Raw genomic sequence first — 24,680 nt, 5'->3', positions numbered from 1 at the left:
GGGAAACCAAAAGCCAAGGCGCCATCATGGCTGAAGTGCTTCAAGTCAATCCCTTCGACTTCATCGTTTTCGGCGGCACGGGCGATCTCGCCATGCGCAAGCTGCTTCCCGGCCTTTACTACCGGGAGCGCGATCGGCAGATGACGGACGAGAGCCGCATCATCGCCGTCAGCCGCACCGACCAGACGGTGGAGGATTTCCGCGGCACGGTCTGGGCGGCGCTGCAGCGCCATGTGCCCGAGGCCGACCTGGACTCCAAGGTGTGGGAGCGGTTCTCCGCCCGCCTGGACTATGTGGCGCTGGACGGCACCAAGGACGCCGGCTGGCAGCCGCTGCAGGAACTCCTGAACGGTCATGAGGACAAGGCGCGCGTCTGCTATCTGGCGACCGCCCCCAGCCTGTTCGGCGCCATCTGCCGCAACCTGAAGAAGGCCGGCCTGGTCAGCGAGAATTGCCGCGTGGTGCTGGAAAAGCCCATCGGCACCGACGGCAAGTCGGCCAACGCCGTGAACGAGGAAGTGGGCGCCGTCTTCCCGGAAGACCGCATCTACCGCATCGATCATTACCTGGGTAAGGAGTCGGTGCAGAACCTGATGGTCCTGCGCTTCGGCAACGCCTTCTTTGAGCCGCTGTGGAACAGCAGCTGGATCGACCACGTGCAGATCACCGTGGCCGAGAGCGTGGGCGTGGAAGGCCGGGCCGAGTATTACGACAAGGCCGGCGCGCTGCGCGACATGGTGCAGAACCATTTCCTGCAGTTGCTGTGCCTGGTGGCGATGGAGCCGCCGGCCCACCTGTCGGGCGACCAGATCCGCAATGAGAAGATCAAGGTGCTGCGGGCGCTGCGCCCCATCACCGCCGGTGATGTGAAGACCAAGACCGTGCGCGGCCAGTACCGCGCCGGCTCCATCAACGGCCAGCCGGTGCCGGGTTACCAGGATGAGCTGACCCGCTCGTCCAACACCGAGACCCTGGTCGCCATCAAGGCCGAGATCGAGAACTGGCGGTGGAGCGGCGTGCCGTTCTACCTGCGCACCGGCAAGCGCCTGCCGGTGCGTTATTCGGAAATCGTGGTGCAGTTCAAGGACGTGCCCCACAGCGTCTTCCCCAAGGGTTCCGGCGACCTGATGGCCAACCGCCTGGTCATCCGCCTGCAACCCGATGAAGGCGTGCAGATGAACATCATGACCAAGGTGCCGGGCCCCGGCGGCCTGCGCCTGCGGTCGGTGCCGCTGAACCTGTCCTATGCCGAGACCTTCAAGGACCGCTATCCGGAGGCGTACGAGCGGCTGCTGATGGATGTGGTGCGCGGCAACCCGTCGCTGTTCATGCGCCGTGACGAGGTGGACGCCGCCTGGTCGTGGATCGACACCATCCTGGCGGGCTGGGAACAGGCCGACCTGCGCCCGGACCCTTACGCCGCCGGCGGCTGGGGCCCGATCAGTGCCGCCCTGCTGCTGGACCGCGACGGTCGCCGCTGGCACGACCCCGAGCTGTAAACCGGCCTGGGGCCTTGAGTTGATTTTACTGCCGCGGGGACTGGGGTGCCGCATCGCCCCAGTCCGCGTGACGCCTGCTTCACGCCTTGCCAGGGAGGATCCCCATGGCCTTACACGACGCCTTGCGGCGGGTCACCGACCGTATCGTTGAGCGCAGCGCCCAGAGCCGCGCCCTTTACCTGAAGCGCCTGGACGCCCAGAAGGGCCAGAACCCGCGCCGTGGCGCGCTGGGCTGTGGCAACCTGGCCCACGGTTTCGCCGGCTGCGCCCTGGACGACAAGGCGGCCCTGTCGGCTGGCCGCAAATCCAACATCGCCATCGTGTCCGCCTATAACGACATGCTGTCGGCCCATCAGCCGTTCGAGCGTTTCCCCGCCCTCATCCGTCAGGCGGCGCATGAGGCGGGCGTGGTGGCCCAGTTCGCCGGCGGCGTGCCCGCCATGTGCGACGGTGTCACCCAGGGCCGCGACGGCATGGAACTGTCGCTGTTCTCCCGCGATGTCATCGCCCAATCCACCGCCATCGCCCTGTCGCACGACATGTTCGACGCCGCCCTGTACCTGGGCGTGTGCGACAAGATCGTCCCGGGCCTGCTGATCGGCGCGCTGACCTTCGGCTACCTGCCGGCCATCTTCGTGCCCGCCGGCCCCATGCCGTCCGGCCTGTCCAACCCGGAAAAGGCCCGGGTACGCCAGTTGTACGCGGAGGGCAAGGCCACCCGCGACGATTTGCTGGAGGCGGAGTCCAAATCCTACCATTCGCCGGGCACCTGCACCTTCTACGGCACGGCCAATTCCAACCAGATGCTGATGGAGATCATGGGCCTGCACCTGCCCGGATCTTCCTTCATCAATCCCAACACCGAGTTGCGCGACGCCCTGACCGTGGCCGCCACCCACCGCGTGGCCCAGCTGACGGATCAGGCCGGCAACTACACGCCCATCGGCCGCCTGGTGGATGAGCGCAGCATCGTCAACGCCATCGTGGGCTTGCTGGCCACCGGCGGGTCGACCAACCACACCCTGCACCTGGTCGCCATGGCGCGCGCCGCCGGCATTCGCATTGATTGGCAGGATTTCAGCGACCTGTCGGGGGCGGTGCCCTTGCTGGCCCGCGTCTATCCCAACGGCGTTGCCGACGTGAACCATTTCCACGCCGCCGGCGGCTTGCAGTTCCTGATCAGCACCCTGCTGGACGCCGGCCTGCTGCACGGCGACGTCACCACCGTGGCCGATGGCGAACTGGGCCAGGGCCTGGACGCCTATCGCCACGAGGCCTGGCTGAAGGACGGCAAAGCCACCTGGCGTCCCGGCACGCCCGCCAGCGCCGATACCAGCATCCTGCGCCCGGCCAGCGATCCGTTCGACCCGTCGGGCGGCATCCGCCTGCTGACCGGCAATGCCGGCCGCGCCATCATCAAGGTCTCGGCCGTGAAGCCGCAGCATCGCATCGTCGAGGCGCCGGCCATCGTGTTCGACGACCAGGACGATGTGCTGGCCGCCTTCAAGCGCGGTGAGCTGGAGCGCGACTTCATCGCCGTGCTGCGCTTCCAGGGCCCCGCCGCCAACGGCATGCCGGAATTGCACAAGCTGACGCCGCAGCTGGGCGTGTTGCAGGACAAGGGCTTCAAGGTGGCGCTGGTCACCGACGGCCGCATGTCCGGCGCCTCGGGCAAAGTGCCGGCCGCCATCCACCTGACGCCGGAGGCGCTGAAGGGCGGCTCATTGGCGCGGGTGCGCACCGGCGACATCGTCCGCCTGGATGGTGAGGCCGGGACGCTGGACATCCTGGTCGATGCCGATGAGTTCGCCGCCCGCGAACCCGTCACCCCCGACCTGACCGGCAACACCTGGGGGACCGGTCGCAGCCTGTTCGGGGGCATGCGGGCGCATGTGACCGGCGCCGAGGAAGGCGCCCACAGTTTCGGAGAGGATTTCGCATGAGTTCGCAGACCAAGCCCCTGAACGTCGGTGAAATCCTGGCCCTGGGCCCCGTCGTCCCCGTCCTGATCATCGACAAGGTGGAAGACGCCCTGCCGTTGGCGGAAGCGTTGCTGGAAGGCGGCGTGCGGGTACTGGAAATCACCTTGCGGACCGAGGCCGCCCTGGCCGCGATGGAGAAGGTGGCCGCCGCATTGCCCGACGCCGTGGTCGGTGCGGGCACGGTGGTGACGCCGGACCAGGTGGGCCGCGTGCGCGACGCCGGTGCCAAGTTCATCGTCAGCCCCGGCTGCTATCCCGCCCTGCTGGATGAGGTGCTGGCCAAGGGCGTGCCCTTCCTGCCCGGCACCGCCACCCCGTCGGAGGTGATGGCCCTTCAGGCCCGGGGCCTGCGGCATGTGAAGCTGTTCCCGGCCGAGGCCGTGGGCGGCCTGAAACTGATCAAGTCGCTGGCCTCGCCCCTGGCCAACGTCACCTTCTGCCCCACCGGCGGCATCACCGTGAAGACCGCACCCGACTACCTGGCCCAGCCCAACGTGGCCTGCGTCGGCGGATCCTGGCTGACCCCGGCGGATCTGGTGGCGGCCAAGGATTGGGCCGGTATCACCAAGCTGGCGCGTGAGGCTTCGTCGCTGGGCAAGTAAGCATTTTCCAAAACAAAAGCCCCGATCGGTCTGAACACCGGTCGGGGCTTTTTTTGTCTCATTCTAGCGGCACGAGATTTTGGATCGTGCCGCTGTAGGACGCGACGGCGTCCGCCGGAGATTTCCGGGGAGCCGCAAGCGGACTGGAAATCGAGGATAAGCCAAGGCAGACGGATGTCTGCCGCCCGGCGCGTGAGGGGGCATTTGAACGGTCGCGTTCAAATGCCGCACGTACCAGGAGGTCAATCGGCGGGGTGCTTGGCGTTCCAGAGCTTCAGCTTGGCGGTCTTCTCATACCCCTTGCCGTTGGGATAGCCGACCAGTTCCATCTCCGCCCCCCAGGGCGACAGGAAATGCACCCAGGTCTCGCCCGCCGTGTCGCCACTGGGCATGGTGATGGGCTCGCCGATGATGAGCAGGCCCTTGGCCTTCAGCGCCGCGACACCGGCCTTCACGTCGTCGGTATAGAAGGCGATGTGCGACTGCCCCAGATCCTCGTTATTGGGGATGACGGTCGAGCCGGTCGAGTCCTTATACGCGAACAGTTCGATGTTGGACCCGGTGCCGCAACGGAGCATGGCCAGCGACAGGCTGGTCGCGCGGGGCGCCACGGCCTGCCGGCGATCCGGCGACAGGGAAGTACCCACGGGGAAGGGGCCGATGTGGGTGACGGGCACGCAGCCGAAGGTGGATGAGAAGAATTCCTCGGCCTGCCGCAGGTCGGGCACGGTGATACCGACATGGTCGATGCCGGCGACCTTCACGTCCTGCGCATGGGCCTGGGTGCCGAAAGCCAGCAGGCCGGCCACCAGCAGGGTGTTGACGATTTTCATGATCTCTCTCGGGCGGGCTTACTTGTTCAGGAAGACGCGAAGGCTGGATATCTTGCCGCCTTCGATGGTGAAGATGTCTTCGCCGGTGATGAGGGTGGGGTTGTCAGCGGGGCCGTAGCCCCAGGTGACGCGGCCCAGGCCGTGGTTGATGGCGACGGGCTTGGGCGTGAAATGGAAACCGGGATGGGCCGACTGGACCTTCTGGATCAGTGCCACCACGTCGTCGTAGTTCCGGGCCAGGCCGCTATAGTCCGCCATCAGGAAATTCTTGGCGTAAATCTCATCGTAGGCCTGCCGGTACTTGGACACGTCGTTGCTGTTCCACAGCGCGAAGTGCTTGTCGATCAGCGTCTGGGCGGAGGCGATCTGCTCATTCGTCGCCGGCGCGGTGTCCAGCACTTGTGTCTGGGCTCGGGCGGCATGGGCGCTATGGGTGGCGGCAGCGGCCGTGGAGAACAGGGCCAGCATCAGCAAGCCGAATTTCGAGGGGGTTTTCATCGCCTTGATCCTTCGCGGGGGCAACGGGCCGGTGCCCGTTTCGATCTGGGCAAACCGTACCCCGGCGAGGATTGTTTGATAATAAACGCAATAATGAAAACATTGTTTCCTATTGGAAACTATCAATGCTTACGGGAATTGGCTCCGGACGTGTGTTTCGACGTAAGAGACGAAGGTCTGGATCTTGGGCGATCTGAAGGGCTGCTTCTGGTAGACGAGGTGGATGGGCGTGGCGCCCATGGACAGTTCGGGGAGGAGGACGACCAGCTTCCCGGTGGCGATCTCCTCCTGGCAGCTTGAGACGGGCAGCAGCGTGATGCCGGCGCCCAGCACGGCCAGCGTCTTGATCATCGAGATGTTGTTGGAGATGAACTTGACGCCCGGTTCTATCCGCAGCCGGCGCTCGCCGTCCTGCAGATGCCAGACCCGCAGTTCGGGCTTGGGCGCGAAGATCAGGCATTCGTGATCCCGCAGGTCGCCCGGTTCGCGCAATGCCGGGGCGCGGTCGAAATAGGTGGGGCTGGCCAGCAACTGGAAGACCTCACGCCCGATGCGGCGGGACATCAGCGCGGAATCGCTCAGGTTTCCAATCCGGATCGCCACGTCGATGTTGTCCATGACGAGGTCCAGCGGCTTGTCCGTCAGGACAACCTCAAGCGTGATCTTCGGGTATTCCCGCATGAAGCCGGCGAAGACCGGACCCATGATGGCGGGCACGAAGTCCGCCGGGCAGGTCACGCGCAGATGCCCCCGCGGTTCCGTCCCCGCTGCCTGGGCGCTTTCCGCAGCGTCACGCAGGCCGGCGAGTGATGCGGTGCATTGCTCGTAGAACTCCGCCCCCATCTGGGTCAGTTGCAGGCTGCGTGTCGTGCGCCGGATCAGGGTGGTGCCGAGGTAGGCCTCCAACTCGCTGATCTTCTTTGAGATGGTGGACTTGGTCACGCCCAGGTCCGTCGCCGCCTTGGAAAAGCTCTGCGCCTTGATGACGGCGACGAACATCGCGATGGCGTTCAAATCCATGGCACCCACCCATCGTTCTCTATAAGAAACAATATGGCTGAATTATGCGCCAATCTCGCCGGCCGCCAATTCCTAAATTTTCGTGACAAATGGCGTTTGTCACACAGTCCGCGCATCTAGGGACCAGTGCTTAGATGCGGGGCGACGTTGACATCCACCAAGCAGATTACGATCGAGCGGGCGCATTGGCTGGCGCTGCACGTCGTGCCGCATGAGCCGGCGCTGCGCGCCTGGCTGAAGCGCAAGGCGGGCCTGCACTGCGACGTCGACGACGTGGTGCAGGAAACCTACGCCATCCTGGCCACCAAGGCGTCGATCGACGGCATCCTCGATCCCAAGACCTACACGTTCCAGGTCGCCTATTCCGTCATCCTGCAGCAGTTGCGCCATTCCCGCGTGGTCCCCATCACCGCCGTGGCCGACATCGGCATGCTGGAGGCGGCGGTGGACCAGCCGTCGCCGGAGGACACGGTGCTGGCGCGGTTCGAACTGGCGCACGTGCAGCGCGCCATCGACGCCCTGCCGCGCAAGACCCGCGCCGCCTTCATCATGCGCCGGGTGGAGGGACTGTCGCAGCAGGAGATCGCCCGGCGCCTGAACCTGTCGCAGCACACCGTCCAGAAACAGGTGGCGCGGGGCATCAAGCTGTTGCTGGCCCAGTTGGGCCGGACAGAGGCCGGCGACGACGGCGTTGCGGATCGGAAAAAGAAGACAAGGTCGGTAGAGCGTGATCACGCAGCGGCAAAACGCAAAGTCCATTGATGAGGCGGCGGCCCGCTGGGTCGCCCGCCTGGACGCCGGCGACCTGACCCCGGCGGAGGAGGCGGAACTGTCCGCCTGGCTGGACGGCGACATCCGCTGCGTCGGCGCGCTGGCCCGCGCCCGCGCCGTCTTCGTCAGCCCGCGCATGACACGCGCGATGCGTATCCTCAGGCAATCGCCGCCACCGTCGGCGTCCGGCTGGGTGGGGCTGCACCGGCGCGCCTTCCTGGGCGGTGCGGTGGCTGCCTCCGCCCTGGGGGCCGCCGTCGTCCTGCGCCCGCGCACCGTCCAGCCGGCACAGCGGTATGTCTCCGCCCTGGGCGAGGTGCGGCAGATACCCCTGGCCGACGGATCGCGCATCACCCTGAACACCGACAGCGCGCTGGAGGTGGACTATCGCGAAGATCGCCGCCTGGTGCGCCTGCTGCGCGGCGAAGCCTTTTTCGAGGTGGCCAAGAACCCCGACCGGCCCTTTGTCGTCATGGGGCCCAAGGCCCAGGCGCGGGCGGTCGGCACCGCCTATGCCGTGCGTCTGGCGGGGGAGGACGGCGGCATGCGGGTGCAGGTGGCCTCCGGCAGGGTGGCGGTGGAACTGCCGCAGCCGGAACCGGCCGCGGGCCCGTGGGGCACCGTACGCCAGGTCTGGTCGCAGCTGGTCGCCACGGCTGTGAACGGCACCTATGTCAGCGCCGACCAGGAGGCGGAGGTGCGTGTCGGCCATGCCGGCTCAGGCGGGGAGGAGATACAGGTCTCCATCCGTGATGTGCCGTCCGCCGTGCTGGGCCGCATTCTGATGTGGCGGGAGGGCCTGCTGTCCTTCGAAGGCGTGACCCTGGCGGAGGCCGCCGCCGAGTTCGCCCGCTATTCCCGCCAGAAGATCATCCCCAAGGGGGCGGTGGCGCGCGAACGCATCTCCGGCCTATTCGCCGCCACCGATCCGGCCGGGTTCGCCCATGCCGTCGCCCAAGGCCTGCGCATCAAGTCCAAGGCGGAGGGCGATGGGATCGCCCTTTATAAGTAGAAATACGCCCTTCGGGTATAATGTTTGCCGTGAAATGGAAAATAAATAAACAAAACTGGAAATATAAAAGTTTCATTACGGATGGCGTGGTTCAGCGGCGGAAATAATCTAGTGAGTGTGAAGGGTCGACGGGGACCCTGACGCTTCCAGAAACCGCACACTGATATTTTTGGGGGATTCAGTGCAGATGTTCAAATCCTTGCGTCCGGCGCTGCTGTGCGGCGCCGCGTCCATCATCATCGCCTTGGGTGGGCCGGCGATGGCGCAGACGCGCAGCTTCGACCTGCCGGCCCAGCCGGCGGTCAGCGCCATTCCCATGTTCGCCAAGCAGGCGGGCATCCAGATCGTGGCACCGGCGGGGCAACTGGCGGGCATCACCACCCAGGCCATTCATGGCGAGATCGACCGCCATAAGGCGCTGGCTACCCTGTTGCAGGGCACGCCCCTGGTGGTGTCGTCCGACGACGGCACGGTGGTGGTGCTGCAACTGGCGGAAAAGAAGGCCGGCCCCCGCGCCGACCGCCTGCCCGGCGGCGACGAACCGCCGCCGCCGGTGGAGGAGGTGGTGGTCAGCGGCTTCCACGAAAGCCTGGCGCAGGCCCAGGCCATCAAACGCGAGGCGGTGATCGCCGAGGACGTGATCGTGGCGGAAGATATCGCCGCATTTCCCGACCTTAACCTGGCGGAATCCTTGCAGCGTATCGCCGGCGTCACCATCAACCGCGATTCCGGCGAGGGCCGGCAGATCACCCTGCGCGGCCTGGGGCCCGATTTCACCCGCACCCAGTTGAACGGGATGGAGGTGCTGGGCAACACGGCGTCGGGCATGGACAACCGCGGCGGCGTCAGCCGCACCCGCAGCTTCGACTACAGCCTGTTCGCCTCGGAACTGTTCGACCGGGTGACGGTGCAGAAATCCTACGCCGCCGAACAGGATGAGGGCGGCATCGGCGGCACCGTGCAACTCAGCACCGCCAAGCCCTTCGACTATCCGGGCTTCAAGGCGGTGCTGTCGGCCAAGGGGCAGAACAACAGCAACACCGACAGCGTGACGCCGCGCATCGTCGGCCTGCTGTCCGACCGCTGGGGCGACTTCGGCGCCCTGGTGTCCGTCGCCTACAGCATCAACGACAGCAATGAGTACGGCTACCGCAACTGGGGCTGGGGCGCCATCAAAGTCAACGCCGCCAACATCGGCCCGGGTGTCAGCGCCGCCGATGCCGCCAAGCTGGAATCCGGCACCATCTTCGCGCCCCAGGCCGACAGCTATTCCACCTGGTACGACCACCGCACCCGCCTGGGCAGCACGATGGCCCTGCAGTACGAACCCGACAACGGCCTGAAGCTGGGGTTCGACGCGCTGTACAGCCGCCTGACCAACGACCGCCAGGACTATTCCATCGCCGCCGGCGGCACCAATGCCCTGACCGGCAACATCTCGGGCACGCAGGTGCTGCAATCCGCCGTCATCCAGGGCAATTCGCTGGTGGCGGCGCATTACACCGGCGTGGACATGCGCGATGAGTACAACACCGAAAGCGACAGCACGGAATTCTACCAGGCGGTGCTGCACGGTTCCGACCAGGTGACGGACCGGCTGAAGCTCAGCGGCATGGTGGGGTATTCGCGCTCGGACTATGAGCTGCCGTACTTCGACAAGGTATTCCTGGAATCCAAGAACCAGGGCATCGCCTTCGACGACCGCACCACCATGCCGACCAGCACCTATGACTTCAACACTGCCGACCCGTCGTTGTGGAAGCTGATGCGCCTGGACACCCAGGCCAACAAGATCGTGAACTCCTACACCAACGGCAAGTTCGACGGCGAATACGCCCTGAATGACGCCTCAAGCATCAAGGCGGGCTTTGAATACAAGAATTTCAAGGACCAGGGCGCGCAGTACAACAACAAGGTCTTCTACAACGTGCCGGACGACAAGGTGCTGCCGGCCAACCTGAAGTACCTGGTGCCCTATGACACCAACGTGCCCTACATCGTCGGCGACGTGAACGGCGTCTATAACCTGATCGGCCAGACGCGGAACATCATGTCCACCGCCTATCTGTCGCCGGGGTCCGACTATCACGTGACCGAAGAGACGATGGCCGGCTTCGTGCAGTATGACCTGGACACCAATGTCTGGGACCACCGGGTGATGGCCAACGCCGGCGTGCGGTATTACAGCACCGACCTGACCTCCGCCGGCTCGGTCAATTCCGGCAGCGGTCTGACGCCGGTGTCGGTGCAGCACACCTACAGCGGCGTGCTGCCGGCGGCCAACGTCGCCGTGTTCCTGGAACCCGACCTGGTGGCCCGCGTCAGCGCCGACCGTAACATCAGCCGCCCGGCCCTGTCGGACCTGGCCGCCGCCGGCACCATCACCACCGCCCCCTTCGGCGGCAGCCTGACCATCGGCAATCCCAACCTTAAGCCCTTCACCGCCGACGCGGTGGAAGGCTCGCTGGAATATTACGACGGCAAGGTGGGTTTCCTGTCCGTCGGCGCCTTTTACAAGAAGCTGAACTCCTTCATCAGTTCCACCACGGTGCAGGAACCGTATTCGGAGACGGGCTACCCCACCTCCTTCCTGTTGCCGGGACAGACGGGGACCATCCTCTACAACGTCACCCAGCCGGTGAATGTCAGCGGCGCCAGCATCAAGGGGGTGGAGGTGGCCGCCCAGCGCGACTTCGACTTCCTGCCGGAACCCTTCAACCATCTGGGCATGGTCGCCAACGGCACCTTCGCCGACGGCAGTTCGGCGGCCCTCATCGGCGGAAAGTCGGTGAACCTGCCCCTGACCAACCTGTCGCGCTTCTCCGCCAACGCCACCCTGTATTATGAGACCGACAGCTGGGGCGTGCGCGTCTCGGAAGCCTATCGCGGCCAATACCTCAGCAGCATCGGCAGCAACGGCAATGTGGGCGAGGGGTTCGAGCCCACCAACAACATCGACGTCTCCGCCCACTACAACATCAACCGGCATCTGAAGGCGACGGTGGAGGGCCTGAACCTGACCGACCAGCACATTGTGCAGTTCACCGACCTGACGGCCCGCCGCATCCTGGTGAACACCTCCAGCGGCCGCACCATCCTGTGGGGCCTGACGTGTGAGTTTTAGCGGCGGCATGAGGCAAAGCTTCATGCCGCCGTAGGCCGCGACTGCGGCCGCCGGAGATTTCTGGGGAGCGATAGCGGACTGGAAATCGAGGATTAGCCAAGCTGACGGATGTCAGCGCCCGGCACATGAGGGGCATTTGAGCAGCTACGATCAAATGCGGTGAGCATAAGTAAAATGGGCGCCGATGGTTCCTTACCGTCGGCGCCCTATTCTTTTTTGTCGCGTGGCTTCGGCTTGCGCGGCCCCGGTCCGTACCGGCACAGTGCGGGTATGCTTGATCCCCAATTTCCCCTGCACCTGACCCTGGATGACGACGGCATCGCCGTCGCCACGCTGGAGGCCGCCGGCCGCGCCAACCTGCGTGGACGACGCCCTGATCGCGGCGTTGGATGAGCTGGCGGAGGCGCTGGAAACCCGCGACGACGTGCGTGGCCTGGTCATCACCTCCGCCAAGGGCCACTTCCTGCTGGGGCGGGAGCCCAACGGCCTGCTGGCTCTGGCCGATGCCGCGCCGGTGATGACGGATGAGGCTCTGCTGGCCGCCATCGCGCCCTATGGCGCGGTTCTGCGCCGGCTGGAGGGGGCGGCCAAACCCATCGCCGCGGCACTCAACGGCTCCGCCCTGGGGCCGGGTCTGGAATTGGCGCTGGCCTGCGGCCATCGCGTCGCCAGCGACCATCCGGGCTTGCGCCTGGGCTTTCCCGACCAGCGCCTGGGCCTGATGCCCATGGCCGGCGGGACCCAGCGCCTGCCGCGCCTGGTGGGTTGGATCGCCGCCAACGATTTGCTGACGGGTGGCCATAGCGTGACCTCGGCCGTGGCTTTGACCACCAAGCTGGTTGACCAGGTGGTGCCGGCCAGCCACGTCCGCTCCGCCGCTCTCAACTGGGTGCGGGGTCAACTGGGCCGGACGGTGGAGCCACCCTTCGTCGTCTTCAGTCCGCGCAAGCCTATGGCCGTGGCCTCCACCGCCGCTGCCATCGATGCCGCCATCGTGCAGGGCCTCAGCCTGTCGCTGGATGAGGGTCTGGCGCTGGAACGGGCCCTGGCCGCCGGCCTGCTGCGCCGGGGTGAGGTGTCGGCCCTGGTGCGCACCCTGGTGCTGGCCAAGGCGGAGGCCGACAAGGCCGCGTGGCGCCCAGCGATGCCGGTGGCGGAACTGTCAAGGGTGGCGGTGCTGGGGCGCGGGCCGGCGGCGGACGCCGTGGCCCTGGCCGCCCGCCGCGCCGGGCTGGACGTGCACGCCGTGGCCGATGCCGAGGGGCTGGCCGGCTTGGCGCCGGAAAATCTGGGCGGCCACAAGATCGAGATCCTGTTCGATGCCACGCGCGAAGACCTGATGGCCAAGCGCGCCCTGCTGGCGCAGGCCGAAAAGGCGCTGGGCGACGATGCCCTGATCGCCCTGACGGGCCCGCGCCTGTCGGTGGCGTCGGTGGCGCGTGGCCTCGCCTGGCCCGACCGGCTGGTGGGCCTGTACCTGCCGGCCGATGGCGGGGTGGCGGAGGTGGTGGCCGGCCCCGCGACATCGGCCCCCGCCTTGTCCATTGCGGTGGATGCGGCACGGCGCCTGGGCCGTACGCCGTTCCCGATCGAGGATGGCGACGGCCGCTATACCGCCCGGCTGAACGCCGCCTATTTGCGCGCGGCCCTGGAGTTGGGTGATGACATCGCCCCCGCCGACCTGGACGCCGCCGCCCTTGCCGCCGGCCTGGCGGAAGGGCCCTGCGCCCTGGCCCGCCGCCTGGGTTATGCCGCCGTGCTGGATTTGATGGGGGATGAGGCGGCCGCCGCCGTGCTGGCGGCGCTGAAGCGCCCCGGGGGCGAAGCGGCACCGGCCGATGCCGGCGCCCGCCTGCTGGCCGCCGTGCGCACGGCCGTGGTGCAGGCCCTGGCGGAGGGCTTGCTGAAGGACGGCGCCACCGCCGACCTGGCGGCGGTGCTGGGTTTCGGCTGGCCGGCTGCCACCGGCGGCCCGCTGGGCAGCTACGCCTGGCGGCGAAGCGCCTGAAAGAAAATCTCAACCCACCAGCTTGAGATCCAACAGGCTGCGCGCGGTGCCAAGGATGGCGTCCCGTGTGCTTCTCGGCTGCCAGCCCAGGTCGCGATGGGCCTTCTCATAAGACGCGCTTTTTCGCTTGCCCAGTTCCGGCATCACCGCCCGGACCTGGGCGTCGAACAGGCTGAGCACGCGCAGCAGCGGGCTTGGCAGCACGCGTGTCGGCACCTTGGCTGCCGCCGCACCGAGATTGTCCCGGAGGATGCCGGCGACGTCGCGCATGCTGACCGTCAGGCCGGCGGTGGCGAGGTAGCGGTTCCCGGCCGCGGCGGGTTCCGTCATCGCTTTCAGGTGCAGGGCGGCGACGTCGCGGACATCGACCGCCTCAAACCACAGATCGAGGCAGCCCGGTATCGAGCCATCCAACAGCCGCTTCACCACCAGGATCGAGGTCGAATAGTCCGGACCCAGCACGGGCCCGAAGATGCCGACGGGATTGACCACGGCAAGTTCCAGCCCGCCACCCTCCCGCGCGATGAAATCCCAGGCGGCGCGTTCGGCGATGGTCTTGGATTTCTGATAAGGCTGGACACGGGGACTGCCCAGGTTCGTCCAGTCGTCTTCCGTGAATGCCGCCGTCCGGCTTTCATGCCCATAACCGATGGCGGCGAAGGACGAGGTCAGCACCACGCGCTTGACGCCGGCGTCGCGGGCCGCCCGCAGGACACGCAGGGCGCCGTCCCGGGCGGGGATGATCAACTCGTTCTCATCCTTAGGCGCCCGATCCGGGAAGGGGGAGGCGACATGCAGCACGAAGTCGCAACCCTCCATCGCTTGGGACCAGCCGGCGTCCTGGGTCAGGTCGGCGGCATACAGGGCCAGCCGGTCCCCCACGTCGCCGGCGCCGCCTTGGGCAAGCATGGCCCGCACGTCGCCCTCGCGGGCAAGATTGCGGACGGTGGTCCGCACCGCATGCCCCGCCTCAAGCAGTTGGATCAGGCAGTGGGCGCCGACGAAGCCCGTCCCACCGGTAACCAGAACGCGTGACATTCAAACCCTCCGACTTTTCAACCCGAGGGCAAGTCGCTACACCTTAAACCCAGGTTTAAGGTCAAGGGGTTTTCCAATGCGGATCGGTGACGTGGCCACGCAGTCCGGGTTGAGCGCGTCCCGCATCCGCTTTTATGAGAAGCATGGCCTGATTCCGCCGGCCGCGCGGACCGGCAACGGCTACCGCGACTATCCGGAAAGTACGGTGGGCACCCTGCGCCTGATCGATGAGGCGCAGGGGCTGGGTTTCTCACTCACCGAGATCGCCGCCTACCTGTCCCAGCCGGACAGGAGCAACCGGGCGAAGAAGCGGGAGCTTTACGACGCGCTGCGGCACAAGCTGGAAACCATGGATCAGCATCTTCAGGAGGTGATGCGCCGTCGCCAGCGCGTCGCCGGCCTGATCCAGCGGATGGAAGAGATGTATTCCTTTCAGGAATGAAAAAGGGCCGAGCGACAGCGCCGCCCGGCCCCTTTCCATCACGGGGATACCTGGCTTCAGGCCGCGCGGCGGCGGCTGTAGCCGAAATAGACGCCGAAGCCGAAGATCATCCAGATGATCAGCCGCAGCCAGGTGTCGCCCGGCAGGCCGTACATCAGATAGCCGCAGACCAGGACGCCCAACGGGCAGACCAGCCAGAAGACCGGCGTCTTGAACGGGCGCTCCAGTTCCGGCCGGGTGATGCGCAGCACCAGCACGCAGGCGCAGACGATGGCGAAGGCCAGCAGGGTGCCGATGGACACCAGCTCACCCAGGATGTCGATGGGGAACAGGCCGGCCAGCAAGGCCGCCAGCACGCCCGTCACCACCGTCGCCACGTGGGGGGTGCGGAACTTGGGGTGCACCTTGCTCAGCACGTCGGGCAGCAGCTTGTCGCGCGACATGGCATACAGCACGCGCGACTGGCCCAACATCATCACCAGCATGACGGTGGTCAGGCCGGCGACCGCGCCGATGTCTACCGGCAGGGCCAGCCAGTGCAGCTGCCGCACATTCTCGATGGCGACCACGACGGGGTGGGGCACGTTCAGTTCGGTGTAGGGCACCAGTCCGGTCAGGACCAGCGACATCAGGATGTACAGGATGGTGCAGAACACCAGCGAGCCCAGGATGCCGATGGGCATGTCGCGCTGGGGCCGGACCGCTTCCTGCGCCGTGGTGGAGACGGCGTCGAAGCCGATATAGGCGAAGAAGATGACGCCGGCGCCGCGCAGCACGCCGCTCCACCCGTAGTGGGAGCCCTTGGCGTCCACCACCTCGGGCGGGATCAGGGGCGACCAGTGGGCCGGCACGACGTACATCAGGCCGAAACCGATCACCAGGAACACCACCAGCAGCTTCAGCAGCACGATGGCGCCGTTGACGCGGGCGGAGTTGCGGATGCCCATGTACAGCAGGGCGGAGATGACACCCACAAGCACCACGGCCGGCAGGTTCAGGATGGCGCCCGTGGTCTGGAAGTGGAAGCCGTCCTTGACCGTCAGCGGGGCGGAGGTGAGGGCCGCCGGGATGACAATGCCGAACTGTTTCAGCAGATCAACGAAATAGCCCGACCAGCCGACGGCCACCGTGCCCGAGGCGAACAGATATTCCAGCGCCAGGTCCCAGCCGATGATCCAGGCCAGGAATTGCCCGACGGTGACATAGGCATAGGTGTAGGCGCTGCCCGCCACCGGTACCATGGCGGCGAATTCGGCGTAGCACAGGCCGGCGAACAGGCAGGCGGTCGCCGCCAGCACGAAGGACAGGACGATGCCGGGGCCGGCGTACTGGGCCGCGGCTGAGCCCGTCAGGACGAAGATGCCGGCGCCGATGGATGGCGCCGACGCCCAGGGCGGTCAGGTTCCAGGCGTTCAGACTGCGTGCCAGCGTGGGGCGGCCCTCGTCGCCGTCACCGTCGGCGCTGGCCTCTTCAATGGTCTTCTTGGTCCAAAGGCTCAAAACCACCTCTCCCGTCGTCGTCCATACCATCGGCGGGGACGGTTTCGTCCCTTGGTGCCTCCGGTGTGATGTGATGCCCCGCGTATTGCTTGCCTGTGGATGTACCTGCTGCCAGGGGCGCTGTCACCTTAAACGGCGGCCAAAAAAATTGATGGGCAAAGATTTTCACCCGGGGTGTCGTTTCTGACAATTTTATGCAATTCGGGCACCAGATCCGGTCTATCGTTCGGCGTGCGCCGCGACGCGGGAGTGATTTTGTGCTGTCGGTGCGGCTTTCCCGCACAGCGCTTCCCCGCTGCCGGGCGGGGCCCCCGGGGCCCGCCGCAAATGACGGTGGGGCGCGTCGCCGCCGCCTGCTACCATGGGCGGCCTCATCACCAGGAGCTTAAGCCCGTGCCGCGCGCCGATGCGACCCAATCGTGGAAGAAGCAGCCCGACAAGGGGCGGCTGTACACGCGCATCATGGCCGACATCCGGCAGCTGGAACAGTCGGTGGCGGCCCTGCAGCGCACTTGCCAGAGGGTGGCGCGCACCCGGGACCTGAACGCCTTCCGCAAGCTGGGGGTGGAGGCGGGGGACACCCTGTCCTTCATCACCATCCTGGCGGCCAAGGGCGAAGGGTTGGACGAGGCCAAGCGGCCGGCCACCCTGATCCGCCTGGCCCAGCTGCGCCAGACGGTGACGGAACTGCACATCCGCTCGGTCGAGCCCGTGCTGCAGGCCCTGGTCGGTCATGATGAGCCCATGGGCCTGGGCGTGGGCTATGTCATGGAAAAGTGGGTGGCCCACCTGGATTTGACGGCGCAGGACGTTGGGCAGGCCGTCGGTGAACTGGAACGCTTGCGCGACGCGGCGTTGCAGGTCGCCGCCCAGGCTGAGGCGGCGCCCGCCGGCGATGGCACCGCCCCCCTGTTGCAGCGGGACGCGGCCGAGGCCGCCTATCTCGCCACCGTGGCGGGGTACGGCCGGGTGACCGGCGCCATCGTCCGGTCGCGCGTGTTGGCGCAGCAGGTCGTGCAGTCGGCCCCCAGCCTGCCGGATTTCACCAATGGCCGGCAGGAACAGGTGGTGCAGGCCTATCTCTGGGGGCCGCCCCCCGACGTTCCCGGTGCCAAAGGGGCGGTCGCGGTGGCGGGCAACCGCGCTGCCGCGTTGCCCGGACCGGGCCAAGCCGGCGCGTCGGCGTCGGGCACGCTGTACCTGGTGCGCCGCGAGGGCAAACTCTACATCGACCCGGAAATGTCGGCGGACGCGGTGAAGTCCCTGCGCGGCAAGGGCCTGATGGAGGAGTTGGCCAAGCGGGTGGACATGCCCCGGCACAAGCTCACCACCCTGCTGGCCGGCCGCGACGGCATCAACTTCACCTTCCTGACCAAGCTGAAGAATGGGGTGGAGGGCGTGACCGGCGTCCAGGGCGTCAAGGTCGAGGTGCTGCAGGTCTGACGGCCCCGGCCCCTGAAATGGCGGATTGCCTTGGCGCCCAAGGTCTGCCCCTATTCCGGCATGAAGGATTTCGCATTTGACGGTGAAGGCGGCATGACCGGTTCCGCACCCCAGCCCGAAGACGGTGTCGCCCAAGAGGGTGTGGAGGGCATCAACCCGCTGGAGCTGGACCGGCAGCTGTGCTTCGCCCTTTACCAGGCGACCAACCGCATCACCCGCGCTTACCGCCCCATGCTGGACGCGCTGGGCCTCACATATTCCCAATACCTGGTGCTGATGGTGTTGTGGGAGGGGGCGCCCGTCACCGTGGGTGAACTGGGCGGCCGGCTGGACCTGGATTCCGGCACCCTCACACCCCTGCTGAAACGGATGGAGGGGGCCGGCCTGGTGGCGCGCCGCCGCGACACGGCGGACGAACGCCGGGTGCTGGTGGATTTGACGCCGGCGGCGTGGGAATTGCGGGAAAAGGCCCTGGCCATCCCCGGCGCCATGCTGTGCCGCCTGTCCATGCCCCTGGCCGACCTGGCCGACCTGCGCGACCGGGTCCACCAGCTGTCGGCCAGCCTGGGCGAAGGCTGATGGACGCCAGCGGCACGAAATTCTGATTCGTGCCGCTGTAGGACGCGACCGCGTCCGCCGGAGCTTTCCGGGGAACGGAGTGGACTGGAAAGCGAGGAAGCCCAAGCCAGCGGATGCTGGCGCCCGGCGCCTGAGGGGCGGCGTTTGAACAAACGCCGCGCGCATTATTACTTCAGCGGCACCAGCTTGATCTCGAACAGCTTGGGCCAGCGCTTGCCGGTGACGAACAGGCGGTCGCCCTTGGCGTCGTAGGCGATGCCGTTCAGCACGTTGTCGGCATCGGGCCCGGCGCCCGACATCTTGACCAGGCCCGCCAGGTCGATCCAGCCGGTGACATTGCCGGTGGCGGGATCGATGCGGGCGATCAGGCTGGTCTGCCAGATGTTGGCCAGGATCTCGCCCTTCACAAACTCCAGCTCATTCAGGTTGCGGATGGGATAGCCATTGTCGGTGACGGTCAGGCGGCCGGTTTCCTTCAGCGTCTCCGGATCCAGGAAGCGCAGTTGCGGCGTGCCGTCGCTCATGATCAGGCGGTGGCCGTCCTGGGTCAGGGACCAGCCTTCGCCAGGATACTGGAAGGTGGCGTGCTGCTTGAAATCCCCGAGGCCGTACACGAACCCCACCTGGGTGCGGTAGGTCAGCTGGACCAGCCGGTCCTTCCAGTTGACGATGCCCTCGCCGAAATACTGCGGCGCCAGGGTCTGGGTCTGCACCACCTGGCCGGTCTCCAGCGCCACCTTGCGGATGTCCGACCGGCCCTCCAGCCCCGTGCTCTCATACAAAAAGCCGTTCAGGTAGAAGAGGCCCTCCGTGAAGGCCTGGCGGTCGTGGGCATAAATATGCACGACCTCGAACCCGTATTTCTGCGGCGGCTGTTGCGCCCAACCCCGCACGGGCAGGGTGGTCGCCAGGACCAGTAGGACAAGGGCGGCAAGGGCGCGGAGGCGGGATGGGGTCATGAGGGCAGGCCAGTCTCAAAAGGCGGGATTGCGGATGTTTATACCAGCGGCACGAAATTTTGACTCGTGCCGCTGTAGGCCGCGACCGCGGCCGCCGGAAGTTTTCGGGGAGCGTAGCGGACTGAAAACTGAGGAAGCCCAAGCCAGCGGATGCTGGCGCCCGGCGTTTGAGGGGGCATTTGAGAGGTTACGATCAAATGCCACGCGCATTATACGGAGTTGGCTCACGCGGCCGGCGGTGTGTCGGGATCGACGGCTTCGGCCAGCGGGTCCGGCGCTTCCGTCGGCAGGCCGTCGGCGTCCAGGACGGGTTCGGGCTTCAGGCCCTTGCCGCTGACCTCCACCCCCCATTCCTCCACCAGTTTCTGGCGCTGGTCCTCCAACTCGCGTATGGCGGGCCTGGTCGCGGGCGACGGACCAGCCGGCGACCAGCGGCGGGATGCCGAAGTACAGCAGCCAGCCCACACCGGCGGCGGAATACATCACCAGCCAGGTCACCGGCTGCACCAGCAGGCCGGAGGCGTACTCCATGGTATGCCCGTGCTGCCACAGCTGGATGCAGAAGGGCATGACGCCACAGATGTTGAGCGCGCCCACCGTCACGGCCGCCGGCTTGTCCGGATCGCGGTCCACGATCAGGGCGACCAGGGTTGGGATCATGCCGACGACGCCCAGCACGGTGGTGGGCATGACCAGGGCCCCCAGCGGCAGCAGCAGCACGGCCACGGCCAGCAGGCTGCCGTAACTCCGTCGGTGGGAAGGGGCGGCGCGATTCATGATACCACCCTGGCTCACTTCAGCCCCGCCATCAAGGTGACGATCACGGCCAACCCGGCCAGGGAGATGCCGCTGGCCACCATGGCGGCCACGCGCTTGCCTTTTGAGGCCGCGATCTCGCTACGATCGCCCAGCGTATCCTCGATCTTGCCGATGCGGGCGGTCAGCCCCTCATGCTTGCGCATGGCGTCGATGAAGCCGTGATGGTCCTGGGTCAGGGCCTTGGGATCGTCCACGATGCTGAGCAGGGCGTCCAGCACACCCTCCCGCGCGGCCTTCTGGGCGGCCTGCCGCACCTCTTCGCGTTTGCGCAGATTGCGGAACCGCTTGAAGGATGGCTCCAGGATGCCGGTCATCCACGTTGCCAGGCCTGGCACCTTGGGCGGCCCGGCGCGGCGCTGGGTGTCGGCCAGGATGGCCAGCACGCCCACCGGCCGCCGGGCCGACTCCGCCGCCAGGGTGGCCAGCAGGCGCTCGTTCAGCTTGGGGTTGCGGGTGGCGATAAAGGCGGCCACGTGCCGGTCCATGGGGTCGCGGCCGGTGGTGCCGCCGGTCTCCGCGGCGTCCAGTGCCGCCATCAGGTCGCCCAGGGTCAGGGCGTACCAGTCCGCCACCGTCGGGCTGTAGCAGGGCGCCATCTGGTTCAGGGAATAAAGCGCGCGTTCGATGCCGAATCCGGGGCTGGTATTCTCCAGCACCGCCCGGACGGCATCGAACTGGTGGATCAGCAATACTTGTTCCGGCCGGTATTCGGCCTGGACGCTGATCCAGAAGGCCGGCAGCTGGCCGGTGATCATCTCCGCCACGGCCTGTCCGCCCTCGCCATTGGCGATGCCTTCCGCCAGCGCGCTGCCAAAGCCGTCGGGCATGATGGCGCGGCCCTTGTAGCGCAGGGGCGCCGTGGGATCGAGGGCGGTGCACACCCGCGCCACCAGCCGTTCCTCCATGTTGGAGGCGCGGCCGCCGGAAGTGGCGCTGCGGATGGCGTTGGTCACGCTGTCGGCCCTCGCCTCATCGTTCAGCGACCGGCGCAGCCAGCGGTCCAGGTCGCCGCGCTCGATGATCTGGGCGGCGGCGATGGGCGCCTTGGAAAAGGCCCAGGCCGCCCCGCGGACGTGCCAGATCTCCTTGCCCTGGAATTCCAGCGGGCGGGGCGCCCGCTTGGGCAACTGCGCCTGCTTGGGGCTGAGCCGCCGGCCCTGCATCCACATGTCCAGGTCGTTCAGGGTCCAGCGCTGGCGGGGGTCGTCGGTGATCAGCCCGCGCAGCGGTTCCACCAGCGACTGCGGCACGCGCACGCCGGCCGTCAGCGTGGCGTAGGTGCCCCGGTCCATGCGGGCCTGCAGCAGGCTCTGCTCATCCATGCCGCGCGCCGGGGCGCGGCCCAGGTACAGGGTCAGCAGGGTGACGCCCAGCGCGAACAGATCGTCGGCGATGGTGCCGTTGCCCCGGCCGTTGCGGTCGGCCAGCGCGCGTTCCAGCGGCTCGAACATCAGCGGCTGGGCGTACCCCGGCGGCAGGCTGACGCAGTCGCCCAGCACCACGGCGGCGGCGGCCGATTCCCGGATGAACAGGTTGGTGGGGTTCAGCGCGCCGCAGATGAGGCTGCGCTGGGCGATGTCGCGCAGCACGGTGGCCAGCTGCGGCATCACCACCCGCAGCAGGGCGTCGTCGGCCACACCCTCGATCACATCGTCCAGGCGTTCCATGATGCGGCGGCCGGACGGCCGTTCGAACACGCAGACGAAGCGGCGCCGATTCTCCGGCGACCAGTCCACCACGCCCCAATCCATGAGGTGCAGCAGGTTGTTGTTGTCGATGGCGCGAAAGCTGCTCATCGCGTCGATGCGGGGCGGCACCGACCGGTCGCAGACGATGGCGAACAGTTCCGTCTTCTTTTCCCGGGCGCGGTGGCACAGATAGGCGCGGCCGCCCGGCGTGTCGAAGGCGGGCAGGGGGGCCCCCGGCTGGATCTCGGCCCGGCCGCCCAGGTCGATCGGTCCCAGGTCGGAACCCAGGGAATCTTGTTCTGCCGCCATGGTACCCCGTTTGGGTCATTCTGTCCGGGCGTGGCCGCCCGGCGCGCCTTGATGCTCTCCTGCTATCATGCCCGACGGCGGGTTGCGGTAACAAGACAGCCAGCCGGAATAGGCAATGACATCAATGACGTTTCAGGGAAAGTTGCAGAATTCCCATTCACGCCAAACCAAGGTTTGCAATACCTAAGCTTCAGTTTTCTTAAGCTTTTCTCAGCGCTTGGGCGGCATCGTCGCCGGATTGCGTTGGATCAAATCCTCATCACCGGGCTTGACGCATCATGTCTGTCCCGTACGGTCTGGCCAGCGCATCGTTCTCCAGACCAATGATCCCGTTGCCTTCAGGCCCACCGCTTGCAGAATCGCCTTCATCCCCCCAGCCTGCTGGTGTCCCTTCTTCCTTCAGGAACCAACGCCATGTTGCTTTCCGGCGATGATCCTTCCGACCCGGCACCGTCTCCGGAGCTCGCGGCCCCGGTGGCGAGGGGGCGGCGGTGGTCCCCCTTGGCGACCGGGACCAGCCTGGCCGTGCTGTCGTTCACGGGGCTGTTCGCCGCCGACCTGGGGCGCGAGACCGGCATGGGCGGCGCGCTGGAGGCTGGGCTGGTGGCGGTGGGCGTGGTGTCGGGCCTGACCCTGGCGGCCTTTGTCCATGGCCGCATCCGCCGGCATGAGGTGATGCGCGGCCTGGTGCGCCAGCGCACGCATGAACTGGAACAGGCGCGCCATCAGGCGGAGGCGCAGGCGGCCGAACTGGCGCTGGCCAACCGCGACCTGCGCGTGGCCGGTCGGGTGATAGAGCACAGCGTCGATGGCATCATCGTCACCGACGCCGCCAACCGCATCGTCCTGGTCAACCGCGCCTTCACCGACATTTCCGGTTACAGCCCGGCCGACGTGCTGGGCCACGACCCGCGCATGCTGAATTCCGGCCGCCAGGGCCCCGAATATTACCGCGTCATGTGGCGGTCCTTGCGGGACGAGGGCACCTGGGCCGGGGAAATCTGGAACCGCCGCAAGGACGGCACGATCTATCCGGAATGGCTGCGCATCACCCTGCTGCGCGATGATGCCGGCAACATCACCCACCACATCGCCGTCTTCAGCGACCTGACGGAGAAGAAGGAGGCGGCGGAACGCAGCCGCCACCTGGCTTTCCACGATCCGCTGACCGGCCTGGCCAACCGCACCCTGCTGATCGGCCGCGTGCGCCTGGCGCTGGCGGCCAGCCGGCGCGAGGGCGCGCCCATGGCCCTGCTGCTGATCGACCTGGATCATTTCAAGCTGCTGAACGACACGCGGGGCCATCCCGCCGGCGATGCCGCCCTGATCGCGGCGGGCGAACGCATCCGCCGCACGGTGCGGCCGGGCGATACCGTGGCTCGGCTGGGCGGGGATGAATTCGCGGTCATCCTGACCGGCGGGGCCGCGGCCGGCAGCAGCGACATGATGGACCGCGACGGCGCCATCACCACCGTCAGCCAGGTGGCCGCCCGCCTGGTCGCGGCCTTCCAGCAGCCGCTGTTGCTGGACGGGCCCGGCGGGGGGGAGGTGCGGCTGGCCTGTTCCATCGGCGTGGCGGTGGCGCCCGGCGACGGCGACACGTGGGAGACCTTGCTGCGCCATGCCGACGTGGCGCTGTATGCCGCCAAGAGTGCGGGCCGCGACCGCTATCATTTCTTCACGCCGGAGATCGGCGACCGCGTGCGTGACCGCACCTGGATCGAGGAAGGCCTGCGCGTCTCGCTGGAAGGGACGGGGACTGGAAGCGGCCAGGGCGCCGACACCGACGGCTTCAGCCTGGTCTACCAGCCGCAGTACCGGCCCGATCCCAGCGGCCTGGGCGGTACCCTGATGGGGGCGGAGGCGTTGGTGCGCTGGCGCCATCCGGAGGATCTGGCGCCGGTGTCGCCCGCCCGCTTCATCCCGGTGGCGGAGGAGACGGGCCTGATCGTGCCGCTGGGCGACTGGGTGTTCCGCACCGCCTGCCGCACCGTGCGCGCCATCCGCGCCCGGGGCGTGACCGGCTTCAAGATGGCGGTCAACCTGTCGGCCGTGCAGTTGCGCGATGGCGGTTGCGGCGACCGCCTGCTGCGCATTCTGGAGGAGGAGGGCTGCACCTCGGCCGATATCGCCCTGGAGATCACCGAAAGCGCCCTGATGGGCGACGCGGAAGGCAATTTGCAGGCGGTGCATGAACTGCGCGCCAACGGTTTCCGCTTTGCCATCGACGATTTCGGCACCGGCTATTCCTCGCTGGCCTACCTGCGCAAGTTCGCGGCCACCTATGTGAAGATCGACAAATCCTTCGTCGATGGCCTGCCGCATGACGAGGCCAGCCGCCAGATCGTGGCCGCCGTCATCGCCATGGCCCACCATCTGGGCCTGGAAACCATCGCGGAAGGCATCGAGACCGAACCCCAGCTGGATTGCCTGCGCGAACTCGGCTGCGACATCATCCAGGGCTACCTGCTGGGCAAACCCATGCCGGAAGCCAACCTGATGGCCTTATTGCCGGCGCCTGGGACAGAAAAACCATAGGACGCGACCGCGTCCG

21 protein-coding genes are annotated in these 24,680 nt (G+C 67.1%); 13 read left to right on the top strand and 8 right to left on the bottom strand.

Features of this window, described 5'->3' with window-relative positions; translation table 11 throughout:
• Positions 1-26 precede the first annotated feature (26 nt).
• From zwf to PW843_07325, 3 genes are all read left to right on the top strand, one after another.
• Positions 27-1,499: a glucose-6-phosphate dehydrogenase gene (gene zwf / locus PW843_07335; protein MDE1146423.1), complete on the top strand. Its 1,473-nt coding sequence runs from the start codon at positions 27-29 to the stop codon at positions 1,497-1,499.
• A gap of 104 nt (positions 1,500-1,603) precedes the next feature.
• Complete coding sequence (gene edd / locus PW843_07330) at positions 1,604-3,442, top strand: phosphogluconate dehydratase (GenBank protein ID MDE1146422.1); 1,839 nt, start codon at positions 1,604-1,606, stop codon at positions 3,440-3,442.
• Positions 3,439-4,083, top strand: a complete 645-nt coding sequence (locus PW843_07325; GenBank protein ID MDE1146421.1) for a bifunctional 4-hydroxy-2-oxoglutarate aldolase/2-dehydro-3-deoxy-phosphogluconate aldolase — start codon at positions 3,439-3,441, stop codon at positions 4,081-4,083. Before edd ends, PW843_07325 begins: the two co-directional genes overlap by 4 nt.
• A 242-nt stretch (positions 4,084-4,325) precedes the next feature.
• Here the strand turns inward: PW843_07325 and PW843_07320 are convergent, their stop codons facing one another.
• The 3 genes from PW843_07320 to PW843_07310 all read right to left on the bottom strand — a co-directional run bounded on the left by PW843_07320 (position 4,326) and on the right by PW843_07310 (position 6,434).
• The gene (locus tag PW843_07320; GenBank protein MDE1146420.1) at positions 4,326-4,916 is read right to left on the bottom strand and encodes a VOC family protein; all 591 of its coding nucleotides are present in this window, start codon (positions 4,914-4,916) and stop codon (positions 4,326-4,328) included.
• 18 nt (positions 4,917-4,934) lie between these two features.
• Complete coding sequence (locus tag PW843_07315) at positions 4,935-5,414, bottom strand: nuclear transport factor 2 family protein (protein MDE1146419.1); 480 nt, start codon at positions 5,412-5,414, stop codon at positions 4,935-4,937.
• A gap of 129 nt (positions 5,415-5,543) precedes the next feature.
• Positions 5,544-6,434 carry a LysR family transcriptional regulator gene (locus PW843_07310; GenBank protein MDE1146418.1) on the bottom strand — a complete coding sequence of 297 codons (891 nt, stop codon included), beginning with the start codon at positions 6,432-6,434 and terminating at the stop codon, positions 5,544-5,546.
• A gap of 147 nt (positions 6,435-6,581) precedes the next feature.
• Here PW843_07310 and PW843_07305 point away from each other — a divergent pair, with 147 nt between their 5' ends.
• From PW843_07305 to PW843_07285, 5 genes are all read left to right on the top strand, one after another.
• Positions 6,582-7,196: an RNA polymerase sigma factor gene (locus PW843_07305; protein MDE1146417.1), complete on the top strand. Its 615-nt coding sequence runs from the start codon at positions 6,582-6,584 to the stop codon at positions 7,194-7,196.
• Positions 7,162-8,217: a FecR domain-containing protein gene (locus PW843_07300; protein ID MDE1146416.1), complete on the top strand. Its 1,056-nt coding sequence runs from the start codon at positions 7,162-7,164 to the stop codon at positions 8,215-8,217. Before PW843_07305 ends, PW843_07300 begins: the two co-directional genes overlap by 35 nt.
• A gap of 187 nt (positions 8,218-8,404) precedes the next feature.
• Positions 8,405-11,341 carry a TonB-dependent receptor gene (locus PW843_07295; protein ID MDE1146415.1) on the top strand — a complete coding sequence of 979 codons (2,937 nt, stop codon included), beginning with the start codon at positions 8,405-8,407 and terminating at the stop codon, positions 11,339-11,341.
• Positions 11,342-11,611: 270 nt separating this feature from the next.
• Entirely contained in the window at positions 11,612-11,734 is a 123-nt protein-coding gene (locus PW843_07290; GenBank protein ID MDE1146414.1) for a hypothetical protein, read from the top strand.
• The gene (locus PW843_07285; GenBank protein MDE1146413.1) at positions 11,703-13,349 is read left to right on the top strand and encodes an enoyl-CoA hydratase-related protein; all 1,647 of its coding nucleotides are present in this window, start codon (positions 11,703-11,705) and stop codon (positions 13,347-13,349) included. The genes PW843_07290 and PW843_07285 overlap by 32 nt, the downstream gene beginning before the upstream one ends.
• 9 nt (positions 13,350-13,358) lie before the next feature.
• Here PW843_07285 and PW843_07280 read toward each other — a convergent pair whose 3' ends face one another.
• The gene (locus PW843_07280) at positions 13,359-14,387 is read right to left on the bottom strand and encodes an aldehyde reductase (GenBank protein MDE1146412.1); all 1,029 of its coding nucleotides are present in this window, start codon (positions 14,385-14,387) and stop codon (positions 13,359-13,361) included.
• A 76-nt stretch (positions 14,388-14,463) separates the two neighbouring features.
• Here PW843_07280 and PW843_07275 point away from each other — a divergent pair, with 76 nt between their 5' ends.
• Positions 14,464-14,829 carry a MerR family transcriptional regulator gene (locus PW843_07275; GenBank protein ID MDE1146411.1) on the top strand — a complete coding sequence of 122 codons (366 nt, stop codon included), beginning with the start codon at positions 14,464-14,466 and terminating at the stop codon, positions 14,827-14,829.
• A 56-nt stretch (positions 14,830-14,885) separates the two neighbouring features.
• Here the strand turns inward: PW843_07275 and PW843_07270 are convergent, their stop codons facing one another.
• Positions 14,886-16,181 (bottom strand): amino acid permease, encoded by a 1,296-nt coding sequence (locus tag PW843_07270; protein MDE1146410.1) that lies wholly within the window; start codon positions 16,179-16,181, stop codon positions 14,886-14,888.
• 541 nt (positions 16,182-16,722) lie between these two features.
• Between PW843_07270 and PW843_07265 the strand changes: the two genes are divergently transcribed.
• Positions 16,723-17,772 (top strand): hypothetical protein, encoded by a 1,050-nt coding sequence (locus tag PW843_07265; GenBank protein MDE1146409.1) that lies wholly within the window; start codon positions 16,723-16,725, stop codon positions 17,770-17,772.
• Between the two features lie 93 nt (positions 17,773-17,865).
• Complete coding sequence (locus PW843_07260; GenBank protein MDE1146408.1) at positions 17,866-18,351, top strand: MarR family transcriptional regulator; 486 nt, start codon at positions 17,866-17,868, stop codon at positions 18,349-18,351.
• A 167-nt stretch (positions 18,352-18,518) separates the two neighbouring features.
• Here PW843_07260 and PW843_07255 read toward each other — a convergent pair whose 3' ends face one another.
• Entirely contained in the window at positions 18,519-19,310 is a 792-nt protein-coding gene (locus PW843_07255) for a glutaminyl-peptide cyclotransferase (protein MDE1146407.1), read from the bottom strand.
• Between the two features lie 224 nt (positions 19,311-19,534).
• Entirely contained in the window at positions 19,535-19,693 is a 159-nt protein-coding gene (locus tag PW843_07250; GenBank protein ID MDE1146406.1) for a hypothetical protein, read from the bottom strand.
• Between the two features lie 56 nt (positions 19,694-19,749).
• Here PW843_07250 and PW843_07245 point away from each other — a divergent pair, with 56 nt between their 5' ends.
• On the top strand, positions 19,750-20,055 hold the full coding sequence (locus PW843_07245) for a hypothetical protein (protein ID MDE1146405.1): 306 nt from the start codon (positions 19,750-19,752) through the stop codon (positions 20,053-20,055).
• A gap of 46 nt (positions 20,056-20,101) precedes the next feature.
• Here the strand turns inward: PW843_07245 and PW843_07240 are convergent, their stop codons facing one another.
• Positions 20,102-22,126, bottom strand: a complete 2,025-nt coding sequence (locus PW843_07240; protein MDE1146404.1) for a serine/threonine protein kinase — start codon at positions 22,124-22,126, stop codon at positions 20,102-20,104.
• A 501-nt stretch (positions 22,127-22,627) separates the two neighbouring features.
• Here PW843_07240 and PW843_07235 point away from each other — a divergent pair.
• Entirely contained in the window at positions 22,628-24,664 is a 2,037-nt protein-coding gene (locus PW843_07235) for an EAL domain-containing protein (GenBank protein ID MDE1146403.1), read from the top strand.
• Positions 24,665-24,680 lie beyond the last annotated feature (16 nt).

The sequence above is a fragment of the Azospirillaceae bacterium genome (genome assembly GCA_028283825.1).
Classification (GTDB): domain Bacteria; phylum Pseudomonadota; class Alphaproteobacteria; order Azospirillales; family Azospirillaceae; genus Nitrospirillum.
The sequence above is the reverse complement of the archived record's forward strand: the minus strand, read 5'-3'. Positions and strand labels throughout refer to the sequence as shown.